At 37.3% G+C, this 21,762-nt stretch carries 17 protein-coding genes; all 17 read right to left on the minus strand.

Features of this window, described 5'->3' with window-relative positions; translation table 11 throughout:
• On the minus strand, positions 1 to 647 hold a 647-nt coding region (locus tag ACED20_RS03425; RefSeq protein ID WP_378103500.1), incomplete at its 3' end, for a cation diffusion facilitator family transporter.
• Between the two features lie 54 nt (positions 648 to 701).
• A complete protein-coding gene (locus ACED20_RS03430; RefSeq protein ID WP_294203692.1) occupies positions 702 to 1,694 on the minus strand; it encodes an aspartate-semialdehyde dehydrogenase in 993 nt (330 codons plus the stop codon).
• Positions 1,695 to 1,726: 32 nt separating this feature from the next.
• Positions 1,727 to 2,161: a hypothetical protein gene (locus ACED20_RS03435; RefSeq protein ID WP_294225174.1), complete on the minus strand. Its 435-nt coding sequence runs from the start codon at positions 2,159 to 2,161 to the stop codon at positions 1,727 to 1,729.
• A gap of 88 nt (positions 2,162 to 2,249) precedes the next feature.
• Positions 2,250 to 3,122 carry a hypothetical protein gene (locus ACED20_RS03440; RefSeq protein WP_294331260.1) on the minus strand — a complete coding sequence of 291 codons (873 nt, stop codon included), beginning with the start codon at positions 3,120 to 3,122 and terminating at the stop codon, positions 2,250 to 2,252.
• Entirely contained in the window at positions 3,122 to 4,003 is an 882-nt protein-coding gene (locus tag ACED20_RS03445; protein WP_294331262.1) for a thiopeptide-type bacteriocin biosynthesis protein, read from the minus strand. Before ACED20_RS03445 ends, ACED20_RS03440 begins: the two co-directional genes overlap by 1 nt.
• Positions 3,996 to 6,251, minus strand: coding sequence for a lantibiotic dehydratase family protein (locus ACED20_RS03450; RefSeq protein ID WP_294331264.1), 2,256 nt, complete (start codon positions 6,249 to 6,251; stop codon positions 3,996 to 3,998). The genes ACED20_RS03445 and ACED20_RS03450 overlap by 8 nt, the downstream gene beginning before the upstream one ends.
• Positions 6,252 to 6,266: 15 nt before the next feature.
• Complete coding sequence (locus tag ACED20_RS03455) at positions 6,267 to 7,394, minus strand: lanthionine synthetase LanC family protein (RefSeq protein WP_378103503.1); 1,128 nt, start codon at positions 7,392 to 7,394, stop codon at positions 6,267 to 6,269.
• Positions 7,395 to 7,526: 132 nt separating this feature from the next.
• On the minus strand, positions 7,527 to 7,742 hold the full coding sequence (locus tag ACED20_RS03460) for a hypothetical protein (protein WP_294331266.1): 216 nt from the start codon (positions 7,740 to 7,742) through the stop codon (positions 7,527 to 7,529).
• A 36-nt stretch (positions 7,743 to 7,778) separates the two neighbouring features.
• Positions 7,779 to 8,525, minus strand: coding sequence for a nucleotidyltransferase domain-containing protein (locus ACED20_RS03465; RefSeq protein WP_378103505.1), 747 nt, complete (start codon positions 8,523 to 8,525; stop codon positions 7,779 to 7,781).
• Between the two features lie 83 nt (positions 8,526 to 8,608).
• A complete protein-coding gene (locus ACED20_RS03470) occupies positions 8,609 to 11,230 on the minus strand; it encodes a TonB-dependent receptor (protein ID WP_378103507.1) in 2,622 nt (873 codons plus the stop codon).
• Between the two features lie 210 nt (positions 11,231 to 11,440).
• Positions 11,441 to 12,301: a carboxylating nicotinate-nucleotide diphosphorylase gene (gene nadC / locus ACED20_RS03475; protein WP_378103509.1), complete on the minus strand. Its 861-nt coding sequence runs from the start codon at positions 12,299 to 12,301 to the stop codon at positions 11,441 to 11,443.
• 10 nt (positions 12,302 to 12,311) lie between these two features.
• Complete coding sequence (gene nadB, locus ACED20_RS03480; RefSeq protein WP_294309188.1) at positions 12,312 to 13,883, minus strand: L-aspartate oxidase; 1,572 nt, start codon at positions 13,881 to 13,883, stop codon at positions 12,312 to 12,314.
• A 30-nt stretch (positions 13,884 to 13,913) separates the two neighbouring features.
• Positions 13,914 to 14,540 carry an NAD(P)H-dependent oxidoreductase gene (locus ACED20_RS03485; RefSeq protein WP_294239446.1) on the minus strand — a complete coding sequence of 209 codons (627 nt, stop codon included), beginning with the start codon at positions 14,538 to 14,540 and terminating at the stop codon, positions 13,914 to 13,916.
• Positions 14,541 to 14,673: 133 nt separating this feature from the next.
• Entirely contained in the window at positions 14,674 to 16,935 is a 2,262-nt protein-coding gene (locus tag ACED20_RS03490; RefSeq protein ID WP_378103512.1) for a T9SS type B sorting domain-containing protein, read from the minus strand.
• A gap of 162 nt (positions 16,936 to 17,097) precedes the next feature.
• Complete coding sequence (locus ACED20_RS03495; RefSeq protein ID WP_378103514.1) at positions 17,098 to 19,350, minus strand: gliding motility-associated C-terminal domain-containing protein; 2,253 nt, start codon at positions 19,348 to 19,350, stop codon at positions 17,098 to 17,100.
• A gap of 162 nt (positions 19,351 to 19,512) precedes the next feature.
• Positions 19,513 to 19,989: a ribonuclease HI gene (gene rnhA / locus ACED20_RS03500; protein WP_294200567.1), complete on the minus strand. Its 477-nt coding sequence runs from the start codon at positions 19,987 to 19,989 to the stop codon at positions 19,513 to 19,515.
• Positions 19,990 to 20,050: 61 nt separating this feature from the next.
• The gene (gene dnaB, locus ACED20_RS03505; RefSeq protein ID WP_294233941.1) at positions 20,051 to 21,649 is read right to left on the minus strand and encodes a replicative DNA helicase; all 1,599 of its coding nucleotides are present in this window, start codon (positions 21,647 to 21,649) and stop codon (positions 20,051 to 20,053) included.
• Positions 21,650 to 21,762: the final 113 nt, after the last annotated feature.

A 21,762-nucleotide genomic window follows, 5' to 3' on the forward strand; every position in this document is an offset into this window, starting at 1 on the left:
AATTCGGGATCCTGCTCGTCCATGATGCCGCTTAAAGACTTCCGGACGATCTTGTATCCGACAAAGATGATATAGAGCCCGAAAATCAAAGCTACCACCGAGTCCAGCCAATAGATTTTTGTAAAATAAACCACGATCAAACTCATAACCACTCCAAGGGTCGTTACCGTATCGGATTGCAGGTGCTTTCCCGACGAAATCAACACCAGGGAATTTTCCGCTTTTCCTTTTTTAATGGAAATATACCCTAACAGATAATTGATAATGGCGGTAGCGGCAATGATCCATATTCCGACGTCCAGTTTGCTTAATACCTTGCCGGTGATAAGGCTGTTAACTCCTTCATAAATAATCATAAGTCCGGCAATGGCAATCAGTGCCCCTTCAATTCCGGAGGTTACAAATTCTACTTTTCCATGACCGTACGGATGGTCTTCATCTTTAGGTTTTGCGGCCAGGTATAGTGAATATAGCCCCATAAAGGCACTGATCACATTCACGATACTTTCCATTGCATCCGAAAAAACGGCATCGGAATTCGTCAGTTTCCATGCTACGATTTTTCCGATAAAAAGGATGATCCCAAAAACGGCAATAAGCTTCTGAAAGGCCAGTTTATCTTTATTTTTATTCTGCTGAACGTTCATAGGTTTGATAAAAAAAAGAATCTCAATTCTGAGACTCTTTTTAGGTTTGTTAGTTTATACTAAGTTCTTTTCTACCAGGTATTCTGCAATCTGTACCGCGTTGGTAGCGGCTCCTTTTCGCAGGTTGTCCGCCACAATCCAGAGATTCAGAGTCTTGGGTTGCGACAGGTCCCGCCGGATCCTTCCGACGAAAACTTCATCTTTCCCTTCGGAGTAGAGCGGCATCGGGTATTCGTTGTTTTTTACATTATCCATAACAACAACGCCTGGCGTTTCAGATAAGATTTTTCTTACTTCATCCAGATCGAATTCGTTTTCAAATTCGATGTTTACACTTTCCGAGTGGCCTCCCTGTACCGGAACCCGTACGGCAGTAGCCGTTAAATTAAAGGTGTCGTCTCCTAAAATTTTCTTGGGTTCCTTCATCAGTTTAATTTCTTCCTTCGTGTAATCGTCATCTGCAAAGACATCGCAATGCGGCAATGCATTTTTGAAGATCTGGTAAGGATATACTTTGGCAATCGATTCATCTCCTCCGATTTCCCCGTTCAGCTGGTCAACGGCTGCTTTTCCGGTTCCTGTAACGGATTGGTAAGTGGAAACGATCACTCTTTTAAGATCGTACTTTTTATTCAATGGCCCTAATACCATCACCAGCTGAATGGTGGAACAGTTCGGATTGGCGATGATCTTATCTTCCTTTGTTAATACATCCGCATTGATTTCAGGAACCACCAGTTTTTTGTCGGGATCCATTCTCCAGGCTGAAGAATTGTCGATCACGGTAGTTCCCGCTTCTGCAAAAAGAGGAGCAAATTCCAGGGAAGTTCCGCCTCCGGCAGAGAAGATCGCGATATCGGGTTTGGCAGCTATAGCGTCCTTCATGCTTACAATCGTAAATTCTTCCTGTTTATACTTCACCTTATTGCCTACGGATTTTTCGGATGCTACCGGAATCAGTTCGGTGATCGGGAAGTTTCTCTCTTCGAGAACTTTAAGCATAACCTGTCCAACCATTCCTGTTGAACCTACTACAGCTACTTTCATTGATAATTAAAAATTGTTTTGTTAAAATATATTTATGCCCCGAAGACTCTGGCCCACGGGAACGCGAATGCAAATAAACCTACGGCGATCAATCCCATAATCACTACCGCCAGGGTAATGGTAGGGTTTGTTTTTACTTTTTTGTTAACGACGGTCATCAGAACCGCAGCGATCAGCATAGAAAACGGATGCTCTACGTATTGGAATCTTTGAGCAGAATTTTTCATGATTTCACCCATGTTAACACTTCCTTGAGTAAAGAAGTTGATCAAGAGAATTATTCCCAATATAAACTGCACATGGAAAAAGATCATCGTAAAAAGGGTAATCTTTTTCAGAAACTTATTCACTTTTCCACTGTACCCGAACATCGTCGTTAAAAGGGCAATTACAAATAAAGTCACCAAAAGGATTTCCAGATATCCGATTCCTTTATGCGCATTAAGCAAAATGTTGTAAAATTCCATAATCTATTTTTTGTTTTTTAAAGTACACAAAGATAACAAAAAAATCCCGGCGAAATGCCGGGATTTATGGGTATAAAATCTGATGTTTTTATTTTATAAAGTATTCTAAAAATTTATCTTGAAGCTTTTTCTTATACATTATTTTTTTCAGTCCTTGATAGCTTAAACCTTCTTGCCAAATCCCCATTTGAAAGGTGTTATCAAAATTGTTTCTGTAAGTCTTGTTTTGAAATTTATATTTCTTCAACTTATTTTGAAATTTTTGATTATTTAGAAATACTGATGCCTTTATGAAGTGTGAATGCTCTTTAATATGTTTTATATTTTCAATGTTTACAGCTAGCTCTAAAACGTTTGTTAGCAATAAGTGTAATAAAGGAGATTTTAACTGATCAGATAATAAGTTTAAAGTTTTTATAAAATTAGTTAAAACTTTCATTTCAAATTTTATTTTAAGATCATTAATTTGATAAAAATAATGGATAAATAAAATTAAACCCTGATTAATGAAAACTATATATTTTTTTCTAAGTGAATCATTATTTGTTGTTATTAACCTGTTAATAAAATAAAAAAAAATATTTTCATTGAATGTAAAATGTTCTAGAGATATTAACTGATTATGTGTAAAAAAATAGTTTTTCAATTGATCTTCTAGTAGTGCAGGAAGGAAATCATCATGATTAATTTCAATCAAATTTTTGCTTGAAAGATAGTTTATTGTCCAAGCTATCCCTGTAAGGCCATTATAGAGACTAACATTTTTGACTTCTTCTATGGAGTTTAATTCATATTCAAGTAGTTCGATCCCTTTATTATAGGCGATTATATCAGTATATACATCTGAATATTCAAATAAAAAAAGTGATACGGCTGATCTCCCGTTTAGTCCCGAATCTAATTGTCCAAAGTCGTGTGGCAATTTCGATAAGACTAGATAAATCTCTTGAATTGAATACATTACATATTGTTTTGTTTATAATATAATTTTTTATAATATCTCCACAAAAAATCGTATATATTTAGTTCATGTAATCGATTATTATGTATGAAAAGCCTATTAATAGACATATGTATATAACTGCTTAATAGGCTTTCTATATTAATCTCTAAAGAATTTTTCTCATATACGGAAAGTAAACTTTTAATGTTGTTTTTTATTTCATATTTGTAGATCGCGATACTTTTTGTTAATTTATTAGCCTTGCTAATTTTAGTATCCAGTATTTTATTAATAGAATTTTGATTTGAGACAAAAACTTTATCTAATTGTTTTTTTACTTCTTTTTCAGAACCAAATTCTTTGTAATATGAATTTTTTAGTAATTCTGTATATTTTAATTTATCTAAAACAGATAGATTGAATGTATCTAGATAAAATGCCACCAATCTTAACCCGAAAAGACTTTTTTGATACAATAGTTCACTATCTGAATTTTCAATAAAATCAGATATAATTTTACTATCTATATAAAAAATCTTTTCAGAAATTTCCATTGTATTGCTGCCATATCTTTCTAATTCCCTTTTATATGTATCTAATTCAACATTCCATACAATTTCATTTGATAAGTATTTTTTTAGATAATTATTTAATTTTATTATTACCTGACCAATATATTTAGGGCTACTTAGTTTTATCCTATACCTTATGTGATAAGAAGGATCATTATAGCGTATAAAAAACCATTCATTGATCATCCCGGAAGATATAAATTCTTCACTAATAGGTTTTAAAAATTCCGTTATGATCTTATTTGAAGCATTATGGCCACAGAAAAATTTATAGTATAACCAATCATCGCCAATTATAAAATCTCTTTGTATAGAATGATCAGTCATTTTTTATAGTTGATAATTTTTGATTATTGTAGTAAGTGATAATGATTTGGTTTGTATAAAATTCTTGATTTTTTCTCACAAGCTGTTCATCATCCGTAAATAAGAATTCTTTAAAAATAAAATTTGCCTTTTCTCCTATTGCATTAATCATCATTCTTATACTATCAATATTTTGAAGATTAATAAATAATTCATTATCATTTTCAGCTAACACTATGTATGGGGGCATTTTCCATGTAGTTCTTGTTCTTTGAGCAGCTTCTAACAAATCATCGTCAGAGTCCGTTTGTATAGTAAATATTTCTAAATCTTTTTTTCTCAAATTCCATGTTGCAGGTTTGAGAATAAGATTGCCTAGTTCAATACGGGGAATAAACTTATAATTTTTTTCCATTGCTCCAAGTCTTAGGTTGAGTCCAGACCTCTTATTTTGATTTTGAAGGTCACATAAAAAATTATAAATCGGAATCGAATTGAACGAATAATTATGAGCGTTAATAAGTCTTGGAAGAATTCGTTTGTTTAGCTTTTTTGAAAAAAGAATTATTTCATTTCCTTTAACAGAAAGCATTAAATCATCAATGAGTATTTGTTTATCCGTTGTTTTTATTGATTGGGCAAGATAAGGAATTTCATATTCGCAAAAGCTTGGTCTTGATATAACATTTCCTATTCTTGATTCAGGAAGATGCGATAATTCAGCTATTACCAAATTAGGATTAATTTTTTTCTCAATATCAATTATATCTTTTGTATGATTAAAAAGTTCATCATCATTTAAGCAAAATCTTCCAAAAAGATCAGAGCCACTTGCACCTCCTGCTCCATCTAATTTTATTTTCTGCTCACCGTTAATATTAACAATTTCTGTCATAAATGATAAGGTGTCTGGAAGATCATTCCAAGTTTCTGTAATCCAAGCAGGAAGATCATTACTATTAAATCTTATTATATAGTCTCCGTTTTTATATGCCTGTGTAATTTTATAATGTAAAATACCATTAACATTAGACCAATTAATCTCATTTTTAGAATCTGATTGCTGAGGTATTATCAAATTGTCAATAAAATTGTTATCAGGAATAATTATACTCATATCATTATTCTTATAACCAATTCCTGATTCAGGATCCAAAACTTTAGAGAGAGGTATACACTGTCTATCATAACGGGCTTTAAATTTTTTAATAAAATTATCTATGTGAGTTTCAGAATAATTTTTCGATAAGATTGACAGTTTATTTAGAAAAATAATACCCTCTTTAATGTCTTTTAGAATTTTTTTGTCTAGAAAATTTTTATGAGTATTTATTTTAAGATCAGTTTGAAAAAAATATTTTAAATTGATATCAGTATTAAGATTATCAGCAATTGATCTTATTCTATAATATCTATCAACTGAGTTTCCAAATTTCTTGTCAATTGAGCTCAATTCATCGTTGATATCTTGTAGTACTTTTACAATGTCTTTTAAAATAATCTTTTTTTTAATAATTTTGAAGTAATCTTCACCTATTATTACAGGATCGATTTCGCTTACTAGTATTTGATTGTCAATTAATGCATTTATATAATCTTTTGCTTCGGAGACATTTATTTCGGAATCGAAGTTTATTAGATCATTAGCTAGTTGAGTAATTGTATTTCCTTCTATGGAATTATCGATGATATATTTAAAATATTTGTCACTTTCAATAGCTTCAATATGGTATATTCTTTTAAGATCGTTTAAATAAGTATATTCTATATATCGGTATTGGTTTCCAGCTTTATATAAACTACTATTACTTTTAAATTTTAATTTTCCTCTTATTTTCTTGTCTTTTAAAAAGTTTTGTGATAATGTGACTAAGTATTGCATATCTAACCTAGTTGATCTTCTGTAAGTTGATATTTCATTTACCGAAATTGAATTTTCATTTTTAAAAGTTCCTATATTGTAGCCAGCAAACAAACCAAAAGGAGTACATCTTGTTGACATTCTGCATATATATTTTAAAATGCTCAACTTTATTTTTTCATCCCTTACTTTATTATCTTCTTTTCTCTCTAACCAAACTTTAAGTGATTGATGTAAATTTGGAGATGCTAAAAATAAGGCTTCCTGAAAAAAAGGTTCAGAACAAATTTTCAGTAATTCTATGTCCGAAATTTTTTTGTTTCTTAAGAAGATTTTTAAAAAAGTTAATGATTTTGATGGCGCCCTCAGAACAAAATGATCTAAGGCCTTATATGGAAATTTACTCATGCGATCATTTAGTTATTATGATATCAGAAGGCATTCTCCCCAATTATGATCTGTATCAGTATAAACGTCAATAAGGGCTAACCCAATTCCAGATTGGCCATTTAAAATAGATAAATCATCTGGAAGTTTATTATTATTCAAATACTCAAGTCCCCTTGAAAGCCAATGTTTCTTAGCATTTAAAAATTCTTTTTCATTTGTGAGAGTATAGGCCCTTGAAAATATTTTATAAGCTCCAAAAAAGCCGTGACATAAACATGGGTGTTTTAGTAGTGATTGTTCTTCTGATAATCTTTTAGATGAGTGTTTAAGAATATTTACTGCTATATTTCTCATATTAATGTCATTAATATCACTAGATATATTTAATAATGTAATGCCAATACCTGGATCTCCTAAACACCATGATAAACCAGAATATTCTTTATTTATATCTGTGTTATATGAAAGCCAAGAAGGAAATAGTGACTTTTTGTTTTCTGAAAAATTATAAATTTTAATTAAAAAGTTATAATTTTTATACAGTAGATTATAACATTGCTCTTTTAATTGTGGGATTTTTGAAATGGTTAATAATATTTTCATATAACAGGCTACTCCATGAGCTAAGCCTAAATACGATCTTTCTGCTAATTTTTGATTTCTGAAATTGTATATTTCACAATATTTTTTTTCAAGAGCGTTGATATAATTTTGAAATAATGATAAGGAGTTACTGTTTATTTTTAGTTTATTAACAAGGTAATAAATAGTTCCAGTTGAGCCATGTAAAAAGTCATAATTACCAGAAGCAATAGCTATTAAAGTCCACTCTTTTATATATTTGTAAAGACTATTAATATTTAAATTAAAGTATCTTAGTTTATTTTCTTTTAAAAAATTAATAGCCCATATAAATCCACAAATACCATCACAGTATGTTGCTTTATTATAATTATTATTTATCCTATCAATGCATATATTCAATATGTGTTTTGACTGATATTCATTAGGCTGATCTGTTAAATATTTATTATAATATTCATAAAATATTGAGTATCCACTAATTCCATTTAACACACCTATATTAATGCTATTGCTGAAATTTTTGCTAACATTGATATGGATATTTTCGATGACTTGTAGAATCAAAGAATCATTCATAAGATTAATTTAAAGATTTCAATTAATGATAGATATCAGGAACTTTTTTAAGGTTAAAAACATATTGCTAATTAATAGTTTATATAAAAAGCACCTCGAATGAAGTGCTCTAATTTTTTAAATTATGTGTAATTACGAACCTCTTGTGATACATTCTGTGTAATCATTCAGAGCACAACTTGTAACGTATCCATACGTTCCTCCTAGGCCACCACCTTCTGTTTCAACAGTGACAACTGAAAATGCGCAACCATCACCGCCCTTTACATTTTTAAGTTCGGTTTGAGGTAATTTGGATTTTGATAGTTTAGCAATTTTAATCTTTTTTAAGTTTAATTTCTTTTTCATATTAATTATTATTTTAATTAAACAAATATATAAAATCTAAACTTCATACCACGATAGTGTGAATTGTTTTTCTTCAATTTTAACAATTTTTTTTTCTAAGTAACGATAAATTAATATAACAGATTGATGATTTTCTTTATTTAGACAATCAATCCATAGATAGATGAAATCTTGATCAGGAAATTTATCCCATGAATATATTCTTTGATATTTTTCATCAATAAATATTTTTTGAATTTTAGAATCGATAAAAGATTCATAGCCTAAATATAAAGAATAGAATTTCATTGTTTGTCTGAGAAAATTATAATAATGGTAAGAAAAAAAGGTTGATGTTTCAGGTAATGATTCTAAAAAAGTTTTATTACTATATATTGAATACATATTCGTATTAACAATTTCTTTAGAAATTTTTTTTTGTATAAATGGAGTTTCTAAATATACTTTTCCTGTCTCTATTAATTTTTCCAGTATATTCTTTTCATCATAAAGAATTTTTCCTATACTAAAAATTCTAGCTTCAAATTTGTTATTCATTAAAAAATCTTTAGAAAAGCTTTTAAAAGTTTTTTCTGATGACCTTCCTAAATAAGAAAATATATATCCATTAATAGTTGTAAGCCCCTTAATACTCTTCTTTTGTTTAGAATTAAAGATCAATCTTATATCTACATCTGAATTACTATTCTCTAGGCCTATTGCATAACTACCTGTTAAAAGTATACCTGTTACATAATTTTTTGTTTTCCATTCATTCACAAAAATTTCTAATGCATTCTCCATAAGGTTTATTTATATAAATATAACAAAAAATCCCGGCGAAATGCCGGGATGGGTAGGTTTAAAATCTAATGTTTTAATATTTATTAGAAGTTGAAAGACAATGTTGCAGCCCATGTTCTTCCGAATCCGAAGAATACACGGTTTGAAGTATCAATACCATTATAGAAGTTAGCAGGATTATTGATGTAGGCATCATATTTCTGCTGTGCAGTAGTTGTTACTCCTCCTGTTGTAGTAGTTGTAAAATCACCTACGGTTTTAACAAAGTTATTGGTAGCTCCGTCCTGGATATATGTTTTATCGAATAAGTTATAAACGTTTGCTCCGATAGTAAAGAATTTGGAATTATCTTTTAATCTTATTTTGTAAGATATACCAATATCGGTTAAGTTATAGTCCGGTAATTTCAAAACTCCTCTTTCCTGATTCGCAGGGTTTGAGAAAGTGGCAATATCAATAGATGAATAAAGTTTTCCTACAAAACGCCATCCGGCATATACACTTAAATCTTTTACTGGCTTAACTGTAGCTCCTAAAGCTGCGGTCATTTGCGGGATACTGTTGTTGCTTGTTCCTCCTACTTTCACTTTATCAAGATAAAGAGTAGTGGTGTTGGAATCACCTGCAACCGTTAAAGGATTGTTATTTCCGTCGAATGTACTACCTGTAGCATTTCCTTTATAATAGTAATCGCCCCATGAGAACATTCCGTTGAATTCTACAATGTTATTAAGTTTGTAGGCTGCATCTACTTCAACTCCTTGGTGGATTTCAGTGATTCCGTTCATTTCTGCATAAGCATCTGTCACATTAGGAACCGTAATCGTTCTCCTCAGTGCTCTGTCTTTCCACTGCGTTCTGTAAACGTTCACATTTGCATTGAATTTTGCAGATCTGAAACCATATCCCAGCTCAGCAGAGAAAATTTTCTCGTTTGTTAGTTGAGGGTTAACCACTTGCTGGTTACTAGGATATACTGTATTCATAAATGGCTGTTTACTGTAATAACCGATGTTGGCAAAAACATTATTGTTTTCATCGATGTTATAGTTAGCACCTCCTTTAATATTATATCCAAAGATATTTTTGAATCCGGTCTTTCTGTTTACTGTCTGATTTCTCTGTACAGTAATACCATCCTGAACGAATTCGTCAATCCTTTGATATCCTTGATTTGAAACAGATCCTTGAATGAATGCAGATAAATTGTTTTTAGAATACTCAATTTGTCCAAATCCGCTATACCAAAGTACTTCGCCATCATTGCTAAATCCTATTCTTTCATTTAATGGGACTTGGCTTCCACCAAAAGGGTTCCAGTTTAATTTTTTATAATCTGAAGTCGCTGTTACAATATTAGGAGCTATATTTTTGTTGGCATTATCTTTATATCCTTTTGCGCCATAAAGATCTGAAATAACCTGGTAATGATAACCATAGTAATATCTGTTATCTGTTCCTATTGAGAAATTCCAGTTATCATTTACTTTGTGTTGGAAATTTGCTAAAATACCATACCAGTTGTGAGAGTTGATACTAGCTCTGCGGATTAACGTACTTCCTGCGTTAGCGGTATTAACATTAACAGCTGCATTTTCAGCAAATAATTTATCATAGTTATAAAGACCTTGTGCATCTCTGAAATATGGCACTCCATTTACAGATGCTGTAAGGTTTCTTCCGTTTACTCTACCAAGATCACCGGTTCCTCCACCTCTACCGTTAGACATATATGCAACGGTACTTAATTTTGATTTTTCATTAAATGTCCAATCCCAGTTCAACATCATTACAGGCTTGTTATAGTAGTTTGATCTGTTAGATAATGCCACCCTTCTGCCTTCTGCATTGGTGTAATATCCCCAGTCACTGTTATAAGTTCTGTCCGGTGTTCCGTCATTATCCGGATTGTATTTGATATAATCAGAAATGGTAGGAGCAAAAGATCTTTGATCATGCCATTGCGGAGCTCCGGTTATCGTAAACTGTAGATTGTGCTTTTGGTTCACTTCCCAACCTAAGGCAAAGAAATACGTATATGCTTCGTAATCTGTATTTTGGATATAAGTAGATCCTGATTGTCTACCCATTAAGAATGATGAAGACCATCCCTTATCAGATTTTCCGGTGTTATAGGCAAATGAAGTTTTTAAATAATCATTGTTACCAACTCCTAATCTTACAATACCGCCCTTTTTCATATCGGCTGATTTTGTAATAAAGTTCATCGTACCTCCTACGGATGCAATAGCCAGTTTGGAAGAACCAAGACCTCTCTGTACCTGGATAAAGCTGGTTACATCAGAAAGACCGGTCCAGTTTGAAAAATAAACAGTACCACCTTCCATATCATTTACTGGCATACCGTTTACCATTACTGCAATATTTCTGGATTCGAATCCACGCATCACAATCTGAGAGTCTCCGAAACCACCACCTCCTTTGGTAGCATAAATGGAAGGTGTCGTATTAAGCATTTCAACAAGCTCCTGATTTCCTTGTCTTTCAAGAATTTGTGCTGCTTTAATAGTAGATACCGCAACTGGTGTTTTTCTATCTTTGGCGATATCTGTAACACCTCGTAGGATTACCTCTTCAATGTCTTTGGACTTTGCTGCAGTGTCCTGAACTTGTTGAGCGTAATAGACACTAGCTGTAGACAAAGTAATTACTGCAGTTAGAATCGATTTGTTGATTAATTTCATAATCGTTAGTAATAGTTAGATTAAATTTTCTGCAAAAATGAGGAAATATATTTTAACTAATATTAACTGTATGTTAATTTTTAAACGTTCTGAATAAGGTTTAAAATTCTGATTTACAATGTATTGAATAATAATCGAAATTCTGTATGAAAAAAATCACATTATTTAATTTTTAACAGAATATAGTTATTTTTATTGAAAATTCAATCCCTATTTAACGGCTTTCAGGCTTAAATCCATATTGTCCGCAGAATGGGTAAGCGCGCCCGCAGAAATGTAGGTGACACCGGTGGAGGCAATTTCTTTCAGCTGTTCACGGGTAATTCCGCCGGATGCCTCGGTTTCGCAGGTGCCGTTGACAAGCTTTACCGCTTTTTTCATGGTCTTCACATCCATATTGTCGAGCATGATCCGGTCTACTTTGGCATGGATGGCTTCCTGAACCTCTTCAAGATTTCTGGTTTCCACCTCTATTTTCAGTTTTTTCTTGTTCTTTTTAATATAATCCTTGGCCATTTTTACGGCGTTGGTAATGCTTCCGTTATAATCGATGTGGTTGTCTTTCAGCATGATCATGTCATAAAGTCCGTACCGGTGATTGGTGCCGCCGCCGATGGCCACCGCCCATTTTTCACATACCCTGAAGTTTGGCGTAGTCTTGCGGGTATCCAGAAGCTTTGTTTTGGTGCCGACAAGCCTGGAATCCCAGTCGTGGGTCAGGGTAGCAATTCCGCTCATCCGCTGCATGCAGTTTAGGACAAGGCGTTCGGTAGAGAGGATGGATCTTGCGCTGCCGGTAACGCTAAAGGCTATATCGCCCACTTTCACAGCATCACCGTCCTTTACGAAGGTCTCTACTTTCAGATCTTTATCGAAAGTTTTAAAAATGATCTCTGCCAGTTCAACACCTGCCAGGATACAGTCTTGTTTTACCAGAAGCTTAGCACTTTGTTCCAGGTCTTTCGGAATGGTAGAAAGGGTAGAGTGGTCGCCATCCTGGATGTCTTCCTCCAAAGCGCTCTTAATAAACTGTTTTAAAACTTTATCAGTAACGTATGCCGGTCTTTTCATAGGTATGCTTTTAAACTAAATCTTTATTATAAAACGCTCCCTTATTCTGCGTCATTTCCATAGATTGGGTAATGATAAGGTGCGCCACGGTGGTTAAATTTCTCAGTTCCGATAACTGAGGGGAAAGAATGGAGTAGTGGTAGATTTCGTCCACGGCCGCAGCGATTTCCTGGTGTTTCTGCAAAGCCATGTTCAGACGGCGGTTGCTTCTTACGATACCTACGAGGTCGCTCATCATTTCCTGAAGCTGTTTTCTCAGGTACGAAACGATCACCATTTCATCCATGATCTTCATACCTTCTTCATTCCATTCCGGAACCGCTTTCAGATCATCGAAGTTGAAGTTGTTTTCGTTTAGAAGTTCCACGGTCTTCATCGCCGCATTATGACCGAAAACCAGGCCTTCCAGTAAAGAATTAGAAGCGAGCCGGTTGGCACCGTGAAGTCCGGAGTTGGTACATTCCCCCACACCGAACAGGTTCCTGATGGAAGACTGCCCGTCCCGGTCGACCTCAATACCTCCCATAAGATAATGACAGGCAGGAACTACGGGAATCAGCTGGGTAAAAGGATCAACGCCCTCGTCTTTACATTTTTTATAGATATTCGGAAAGTGTTCAAGGAATTTTTCGCGGTTCATTTCGCGGCAGTCCAGTCCTACATATTCGTCACCGGTAATTTTCATTTCAGCATCAATGGCTCTGGCAACGATGTCTCTGGAAGCCAGTTCTTCACGCTCATCATACTTGTGCATGAATTTTTCGCCCTTTTTCGTTCGGAGTTTGGCGCCGTCTCCGCGGACCGCTTCCGAAATCAGGAACAGCATGCCGTCAATTTTGCTGTATAAAGCCGTCGGGTGGAACTGGTAATACTGCATGTTGGAAACCTTGCCTTTCGCTCTGGCCACAAAAGCGATTCCGTCTCCGGTAGCAATGGTAGGATTGGTGGTATTTTTGTAAACATGGCCGGCACCTCCCGTTGCGACTAAAGTGATCTTTGAGGTGATTTTTTTTATTTTTTTAGATTTTTCATCTAAAATATAAGCCCCGTAACAATGGATATCGCCTTCGTTCAGCTCTTTTCCCGGAACGTGGTGCTGGGTAATGATATCGATCACATAATGATGATCCAAGATCTCAATGTTTTCGCTTTTATTGGCGGTTTCCAGTAAAGCCCTTTCAATTTCAAACCCGGTGATGTCTTTGTGATGTACAATTCTGTTCTCGGTATGTCCGCCTTCTCTTCCCAATGCAAATTCACCGTTTTTCATATCGAAGTTGGCGCCCCATTCCACGATTTCGTTAAATCGTGCAGGAGCTTCCGTAACTACCATCTCTACGACATCACGTTTGTTTTCCCCGTCTCCGGCGCGCATGGTATCTTCGATGTGTTTCTGGAAATTGTCGTTTTTAGAATCCGTTACCACTGCAAGGCCGCCCTGGGCATATTTGGTATTACTTTCGTCTTCGTCCGACTTTGTTACGATGATTATCTTGGCATTAGGAAGCTGCTCAGAAACTTTTATGGCATAAGAAAGTCCCGAAATTCCGGAACCGATTACTAATACATCCGCTTTTATCATATCCTTGGTTTAAGAAAAATTGTCTGATGACTATATAAATTTAAACAATTTTTCGTTTGGTTTTCTCACTTTTTTCATGTGCTGGAAATGATCTTCCTCCGAGCGGTAGCCCAAAGCAAGGGTAACGCTTACTTTTTCAGTTTCCTGATCGATGTTTAAAATTCCTTCGATCAGTTCTTGTCGGAATCCTTCCATGGGGCAGGTGTCTATGTTTTCAATCGCTGCGGCATACATGAGATTGGCCAGAACGATGTAAGCCTGCTTTTCTGCCCAGCTGAAAATCTCATCCTGTGTTTTTTGACTCATATGCTGATTAATGCTGTTCTTGAAAAGATCCAGCTTTTCCAGTGGTGTTTCCCTTACTTTCGAGATGTGCCTGAAATATCCGTTGATATAATGGTCGTCCACAATTTTTTTGGCAACAATAACGATCAGATGGGAACATGTGGAAATCTGAGACGGATTATAAAAAGCCGGGATTAATTTCCGCTTCATCTCCTCACTTTCAACAATCAGGATTTCATAAGGCTGGAGGCCCAGCGAGCTTGCCGATAACTTTCCCGATTCAAGAATATTGTGCAATATGTCTTTCGGAATAATTTCGCCGTTAAATTTCTTTACAGAATATCTTCTGCTCAAAGCCTCCAAATAATTCATAAGACAAATTTAAACATTGAATGCGAATTAAATAAGGATAAAGCAAAATATCTTACTCTAAAATCAGATAAAAAAGATCACTCCAAATAATTTTGAAGTGATCCTTTTATATATATAGGAAATGGTTATTCCGTTAGTCTCTGTTTTTTACCAGGATCCATCCTGAGTATTTGATCGGCGTACTCTTCTTGTCGTTTTCATTCCATGAAACAGAATACCAATAGTTTCCGGTAGATACCTTCCTTCCGCCTACGGTTCCGTCCCAACGGTATTTGTTGTTTTTATCGGCTTCATGGATTTTTGCTCCGTAACGGTCAAAAATATTGAAAACCAAATTCTTTTTCCCGGCAAGCGCGGAATAGTCGATAACATCATTTATACCGTCACCGTTAGGGGTAATCACATTGATAAGGTTAGGGACAACAATGGTAATGGTAATCGGATCACAGTCGTAAGCATCTTTTACATATACCCGGCTGTCTCCCCGCGGTACATTTTTGAATTCGTTGGAATCCTGCCAGTGAATTCCGTCCATCGAATATTTGTAGGGGGCGGTTCCTCCGTTGGCGTAGATGGTAATTGTTGTGTTGGAAATATCAACACGGGTAATCACCGGCTGCCCGGAGGCGTATACTTTTACGGTTTGCCTTGCGGTACAGTTTCCTGTTTTAAGTTCCACCCAGTAGTTTCCTACGCCTACGTTGCTGATGCTCTGGGTAGTTGCTCCTGTGCTCCATTTGTACGAGGTGAATCCAGGTCCCGCATCCAGTATTGTCGTGTCTTCCATACAGATGGTTTTATCATTCAGTACTGTGGAGAAGATCTGCTGTATAACGATCAGTGTTACCTTAGCAATGCTGTAGCAGCCGTTTGTATTGGTTACTTTGATGTACGCTACACCATTCGGAGAGATGTAATTTGCCGGTGTGGGGATCGGGTTGGTTCCGTTCTGTGCATCTGTGAGCGATGGGAAGTAAGTTTTTGTACCTGGCTGTAAAGATACCGGAGCTGTCGTAAGGTCAAACAGTCCGGTGGAAGGATTGGTATCCATGGCACAGGCTCTGATGGTGGCATCCTGCACAACCACCACAGGGGAAATGACGAGTGTTATATCGGCAACGTCCGTACAGCCCTGCGGTGTGGTTACCTGAGCGTAAATAATGGCCGCCGGCGAAAAGAATGCCGAAGGATTCGCAATCGGGTTGATATGATTATTAAGATCATACATAGAATTATAAAATACAGCCGTACTTCCCGGAACTGAAGATACAGCCGCCGCTGTAAGGTTAAATACAGCTCCTCCTGCATTGTTATTGTTACATCCGGTAAGCGTAACATCATTAGCCGCAAAAGCTGTCGGTGTCAATACGATTTTCCCGTCACCATTATCACAGAGGGTAGACGATGGATCTTTTACGACAACCGTAACGGTTGTCGTTCCTGCGGGATAGGTGTAATTTGAAGGGTTTGTAATCGGTGTTCCGCCAGGCCCGAAATATGTAAAAACATAATTTGCCGGGTTATTTACAAACTGGTTCTGGAAAGACGTTAAATCTACTGTTCCGTTTCCTGTGCCCGGGTTTACGCACACGAAAGGCGTAATGGTATTGGTAAGGATAGGAACTTTATCAATATAGATTTTAGCATTTTTTATCGAGTGCCTTGCACTTGCTCCTCCGGTAGCGGCGGAAAATCCGAAATAACCGGTTGTCATTCCCACTGCTCCTCCGGATGCGGTAAACGGTTGGTCTACCAGAACAACACCGTCCAGCTGGATTTTAATATTCCAGATATTCGGATTTACGGGATCTATGGTACCGTTTACGATGACGTGCTTGTAATTAGATCCTACAAAAGGCTGTGTGGGGTTCAGGTCGGGGGTGTGATAAGTACTTCCCGGTGTGTTATTGAACTCTATATTATTGTTTGTTGCCGGAAGATTATTTGTTCCGTACAAAACGTGGATCTTGCTCATCTGCCCTTCCGTTGAATTATTGAAAATATCAAATCCCACCATCAGCCCGTTGGCATTTGAAGGGATTCCGAGCCCGCCTCCGCCTGAAAAGGTAGTCGGAGGATTGGTCAGGTACCAGAACGTAAATCCGTCACCACGGCCGTAGGCTGCAGTTCCGTTTCCGTCGATCCTGAAATCGAATTCCACCTTCCACTTGTCGCAGTATTTAAGATTAATGGGGGTTGATAGTTTTACCACTCCAAACTGGCTGGTAACATCCTGGGTAAGCTGTATAAAATCCGTATTTACGGTAGCATTGGGAACAAGATCCCATCCCGTTGTGTTTACAGGGTTGCCGGTAAGCTGGTACGTCTGAGCGGATAGCTTTCCGGTAAAGCAGATGAAAAGGATAAAAAAATTAATGAGTAATAGCTTTTTCATTCGAGCTAAGGGCTAATGATTAGAATTGTAAAATGATTTGTCGTTTTGTTTTTAATTGTCTGAATTCCGAATTAATGATAAAGCATGGTGGTATCATCTATTGACCGTACAAACTTTTAAAAACAAAAAGGATCACCCCATACGGAGCGATCCTTATATAAATTATTCCCTGTTTTTCACAAGTACCCAGCCATGGTAAGAGGTTGGAGTATTATTTTTGTCGTTTTCAGTCCAGGTGATCGTATACCAGTAGGTTCCTGTCAGTATTTTTTTTCCGCCAGAAGTTCCGTCCCATTTGAAGTTTCTGATTTTATTCGCTTCATAAAGTTTGTTTCCATATCGGTCATATACTGTAAACACAAGATCTTTTTTGTAGGCTAAAGCTGAATAATCAATTACATCGTTTACATTATCGCCATTTGGTGTAATGGCATTGATGAGATTAGGAACGGTAATCTGAATATGGATCGGTGTACAGTTGTAGGAGTCTTTTACATAAACTGTTACTTCGCCTCTTGTAAGTCCTGTAAATACATTGGAATCCTGCCATTTTACTCCGTCAAGAGAATATTGGAAAGGTCCCTTTCCACCTTTTACATTTACTGTAATGGTCGTATTGTTGATATCGATGCTTGAAATAACCGGTTGGCTGGCCGGATTTACTTTTACGGTCTGCAAAGTGATGCATCTTCCTGTTTTTAATTGTACCCAATATTGCCCCGGAGGTATGTTCTGGATAGATTGTGTCGTTGCTCCCGTACTCCACAAATAGCTGTCGAATCCAGGTCCGGCGTCAAGGTTGGTTTTAGCATCAATACAGATGATTTTATCCTTTAAAACGGAAGAATAAATCGGTGGTAAAACTTTAAGTGTAATTTTTACGATCACAAAGCAATTCGCAACATTGGTAATTCTTACGTACACGGTAGAAGATGGTGCAATGTAAGCCGTTGGATTCAGGATCTCATTTGTTCCTGCAAGGGCGTCGGCCTGTGTTTTAAAATATCTCTTCGTAACTCCGGTGGCCGATGTTACATTCGCCTGGGTAAGATTGAATAATGCGGTCGTTGGTGCTACATCAATATAACACGATTCTATGGTCGCATCCTGAGAGGCAATCTGCGGATAGAATGCCAGTGTGATAGGTGCCGAACCCTGGCATCCCTGAGGCGTTGTTACTTTTACATAAACAGTTCCGGCTGCAGAAATATAAGCGGTCGGGTTTGTAATTTCAGGGGTTCCTGCATTAAGATTAGCCATAGTGGCATAAAACTTTTTGGTAGAACCGGCTGGCTCGTTCACGTTGGCGAGCGTAAGATTATAAGTTGCTGTTCCTGCGTTATTGTTATTACACTCGGTAAGGGTAGCAGGTGTTGCCGTAAACGGAGACAATGTTAATTGGATTTTGCCGTCGGGATTATCACACAGAAGTCCGGAATTATCTTTAATTCTTACCGAAACAGTCGTATTGCCGCTGAACTGGAAGTTCGCAGGATTCGTAATCGGTGTTCCGCCAACGCTGTATGTGAAGGTATAGTTCGCCGGATTGCTTACAAACTGACTCTGGAATGTCGTTAGGTTGATGGTTCCCTGTCCTGTGGACGGATTCGGGCATACGCTTGCCGATACGCTTGTCTGGTTAATGGCAACCTTATCGGTAAATATTTTTGCATTTTTAATAGAATGTCTCGCACTGGCCGCCCCGGTAGATGCGGAGAATCCGAAATATCCCTGTGTCATTCCGACAGCTGAGCCGGAAGGTGCAAAAGACTGGTTCACTACCGTATTCCCGTCAATTTTGATGCTGATGATCCAGTTGGCAGGGATAGCAGGATCTACCTGTCCCAATACTTCAACGTGCTTGTAGGTTGCTCCTACAAAAGGCTGTGTCGGGTTAAGATCCGGTGTGTGGAATGTACTTCCGGGTGTATTGTTAAATTCAATATTTGATCCTGCAGTATTGTTGGTTCCGTACAGAACATGCACTTTGCTCATCTGTGCCTCGGTGCTGTTGTTAAAGATGTCGAATCCTACCATCAGCCCGGTAGAGTTGGCGGGAATCCCTAAACCGCCTCCTGCAGTATAGGCAGCGGGAGGATTGGCAAGATACCAGAAAGCGAAGCCGTCGCCGCGTCCGTAACTGGTAGTTCCGTTTCCATCGATCCTGAAATCGAATTCCACTCTCCATTTGTCGCAGAATTTCAGGTTGATGGGTGCATTGAGTTTGATACCACCTACCTGGGAAATCTGGTCGGCAGTAAGCTGAATGAAGTCGCCGTTAACAACTGCAGACGGAACTATATCCCATCCTGTGGTTACGACGGGATTTCCTGCCAGCTGATAGGTCTGAGCTGAGGATTTTCCTACCAAGCAGGATAAGAGCAGGATAAAACAAGCCAATAGTTTTTTATTCATATATTATGATACTTAAAATTAGACTTGTCAAAGATATTAAATCCCAAGCAATAAATGCGTATTCAATGTTAATTTTGCCGGAAATGAAGGCTATTCATCAAAAAATGATAAGTTTAAAAGGTAAATAGTGAAAATTTTTGATCGGCGTAGTATTGGAAAGGATCAGAATAAAGTGTTGTTTTCCAGGCTTTCGAAATAGTGATCTACTTCCAGGTCCGGAGAAGCAGCGGCGGTTACAGCCAGTTTATCGCACAGCTCATTTTCAAAGTGTCCTGCATGGCCTTTAATCCAGTGCATTTTGGGCTTATGGAGGTTGTATAAGCTAACAAATTTCTGCCAGAGATCAGGGTTTTTTACATTTTTCCAGCCACGCCTGATCCATCCGGCCAGCCAGTTTTGATTGATGGCATCCGCAACATATTTACTGTCGGTGTATACATGGATATCGTTATCGGGAGATTTTAGTTTTTCCAGCGCTGTGATGACGGCCAGAAGTTCCATCCTGTTGTTGGTCGTTTTCCTGAAGCCTTTGGAAAATGTTTTCTGGTAATTTTTTTCCGGTACGCGCATAAGGATTCCATATCCGCCTTTTCCGGGATTTCCGCTGCATGCTCCGTCGGTGTATATTTCAATTCTCATGTCAGGTTGAGATCAGGGCTCAGATTTAGTTTAAGATTCAGGAAGATTTAGCCTTAATTTTTTAAAAAGGAAAATCATCGTCATCATCAAAATCATTCATGGAAGATCCTGAAAGTTTTGAGCTGTCCGGCAGATCAAATGCGGCACCCGGCTGGATAGTGGTTTTAATCTTATCGAAACCGCTCGGCTCTCCCAACAATCCGCCATTAGAGCTGTAGCCCATCGATCCGCCGCCGCCATCGAATGCCATTTCGATATCGGCAAATTTTGCAAAATGTTTAAGGAAGGATAGACGCACATCGGCAGTAGCCCCGTTCCTGTGCTTGGCGATGATAAGCTCAGCCTGGTTTTCCGTTGAGGTTTCCTGTCCTTCTTCATCATTATCCCATACGGTTATCTTATAATATTCCGGTCTGAAGATGAAGGATACGATATCCGCATCCTGCTCGATAGCTCCGGATTCTCTCAGGTCAGAAAGCTGTGGCCTTTTTCCGGGACGGGTTTCCACACTTCGCGAAAGCTGGGAAAGTGCAATTACAGGAACATTCAGTTCTTTGGCAATGGCCTTTAATGATCGGGAAATCATGGAGATTTCCTGTTCCCGGTTTCCTGCTCCTTTTCCGCCACCTCCGGCAGTCATCAGCTGAAGGTAATCGACCATGATGATCTTTACCCCATGCTGCATCACCAGTCTCCGGCACTTCGCGCGGAAGTCGAAGATCGAAAGCGAGGGTGTTTCGTCGATATATAAAGGCGCATTTTCGAGTTCGGATACATTGGAGAATAGCCTTTGCCATTCTTCATCATCGAGTGTTCCTTTTCTCAGTTTTTCTGATGAAATTCTCGTTTCGGAAGCGATCATCCTCGTGATCAGCTGTACCGAAGCCATCTCGAGTGAAAATAAAGCCATCGGGATTTTATGTCCTACGGCTATATTTCGGGCCATGGAAAGAAGAAAAGCCGTTTTCCCCATCGCCGGACGTGCCGCAATGATGATCAGGTCGGAATTCTGCCAGCCCCCGGTTTCTTTATCCACATCCCGGAATCCCGAAGGTACTCCGGAAAGACCTTCTTTGTCCTTCAGTGATTTAATGGTATCTATAGCCTGTTTTACCAATGAATTCGCCGTGTCGAATCCCTTTTTAATGGTACCGTTGGTGATCTCAAAAAAAGATTGCTCTGCTTTATCCAGCAGTTCAAAAACATCAGTGGATTCTTTATACGAAGCATCAATCACATTGGCGGAAACATTAATAAGGCTTCTTAAAATATATTTTTCAAGGATTACCCGTACGTGGTATTCGATATGGGCGGATGAGCTTACGCCCATCGTCAGATCGATAATGTAGCTGTCGCCGCCCGCCAGATTCAGTTTGTCTTCTTTTTTCAAAGCCTGAATGATGGTCATTAAATCCACCGGCTGATTGCCTTCATACAATTTTAAGATGGTAGAAAAAATCACCTGGTGTCTCGGATCATAAAAAACTTCCGGTGTAAGCAGATCGATGGAATGATCAAGCCCTTTTTTGTCAATCAAAAAGGTTCCGATGACCAGTCTTTCGAAATCCAGAGCGTTGGGAGGCATCTTCCCATCGGCAATAGAGAGTTCTTTTGCAAAATTTCCGTTCGTCAAGGTAGATAATGTTTCTTTCTGCGCCATAGTTCTGCAAAGATAGTTTTTTTGAAAATCAATTAAAAAATAGTATTCAACAATTTATAAACACAATTTTGTCCGGGTTTATTGTATCAGAGAGGTTGCGATGATGTGTATAA

Source organism: Chryseobacterium sp. sg2396 (assembly GCF_042610505.1).
Classification (GTDB): Bacteria; Bacteroidota; Bacteroidia; order Flavobacteriales; family Weeksellaceae; genus Chryseobacterium.

Excerpts from the sequence above, each read along its gene's own strand:
- ACED20_RS03430 (WP_294203692.1), bottom strand. The coding sequence starts at position 1,694 with ATGAAAGTAGCTGTAGTAGGTTCAACAGGAATGGTTGGACAGGTTATG.
- ACED20_RS03435 (WP_294225174.1), bottom strand. The coding sequence starts at position 2,161 with ATGGAATTTTACAACATTTTGCTTAATGCGCATAAAGGAATCGGATAT.
- ACED20_RS03440 (WP_294331260.1), bottom strand. The coding sequence starts at position 3,122 with ATGTATTCAATTCAAGAGATTTATCTAGTCTTATCGAAATTGCCACAC.
- ACED20_RS03445 (WP_294331262.1), bottom strand. The coding sequence starts at position 4,003 with ATGACTGATCATTCTATACAAAGAGATTTTATAATTGGCGATGATTGG.
- ACED20_RS03450 (WP_294331264.1), bottom strand. The coding sequence starts at position 6,251 with ATGAGTAAATTTCCATATAAGGCCTTAGATCATTTTGTTCTGAGGGCG.
- ACED20_RS03455 (WP_378103503.1), bottom strand. The coding sequence starts at position 7,394 with ATGAATGATTCTTTGATTCTACAAGTCATCGAAAATATCCATATCAAT.
- ACED20_RS03460 (WP_294331266.1), bottom strand. The coding sequence starts at position 7,742 with ATGAAAAAGAAATTAAACTTAAAAAAGATTAAAATTGCTAAACTATCA.
- ACED20_RS03465 (WP_378103505.1), bottom strand. The coding sequence starts at position 8,525 with ATGGAGAATGCATTAGAAATTTTTGTGAATGAATGGAAAACAAAAAAT.
- ACED20_RS03470 (WP_378103507.1), bottom strand. The coding sequence starts at position 11,230 with ATGAAATTAATCAACAAATCGATTCTAACTGCAGTAATTACTTTGTCT.
- nadC (WP_378103509.1), bottom strand. The coding sequence starts at position 12,301 with ATGAAAAGACCGGCATACGTTACTGATAAAGTTTTAAAACAGTTTATT.
- nadB (WP_294309188.1), bottom strand. The coding sequence starts at position 13,883 with ATGATAAAAGCGGATGTATTAGTAATCGGTTCCGGAATTTCGGGACTT.
- ACED20_RS03485 (WP_294239446.1), bottom strand. The coding sequence starts at position 14,540 with ATGAATTATTTGGAGGCTTTGAGCAGAAGATATTCTGTAAAGAAATTT.
- ACED20_RS03490 (WP_378103512.1), bottom strand. The coding sequence starts at position 16,935 with ATGAAAAAGCTATTACTCATTAATTTTTTTATCCTTTTCATCTGCTTT.
- ACED20_RS03495 (WP_378103514.1), bottom strand. The coding sequence starts at position 19,350 with ATGAATAAAAAACTATTGGCTTGTTTTATCCTGCTCTTATCCTGCTTG.
- rnhA (WP_294200567.1), bottom strand. The coding sequence starts at position 19,989 with ATGAGAATTGAAATATACACCGACGGAGCATGCAGCGGAAATCCCGGA.
- dnaB (WP_294233941.1), bottom strand. The coding sequence starts at position 21,649 with ATGGCGCAGAAAGAAACATTATCTACCTTGACGAACGGAAATTTTGCA.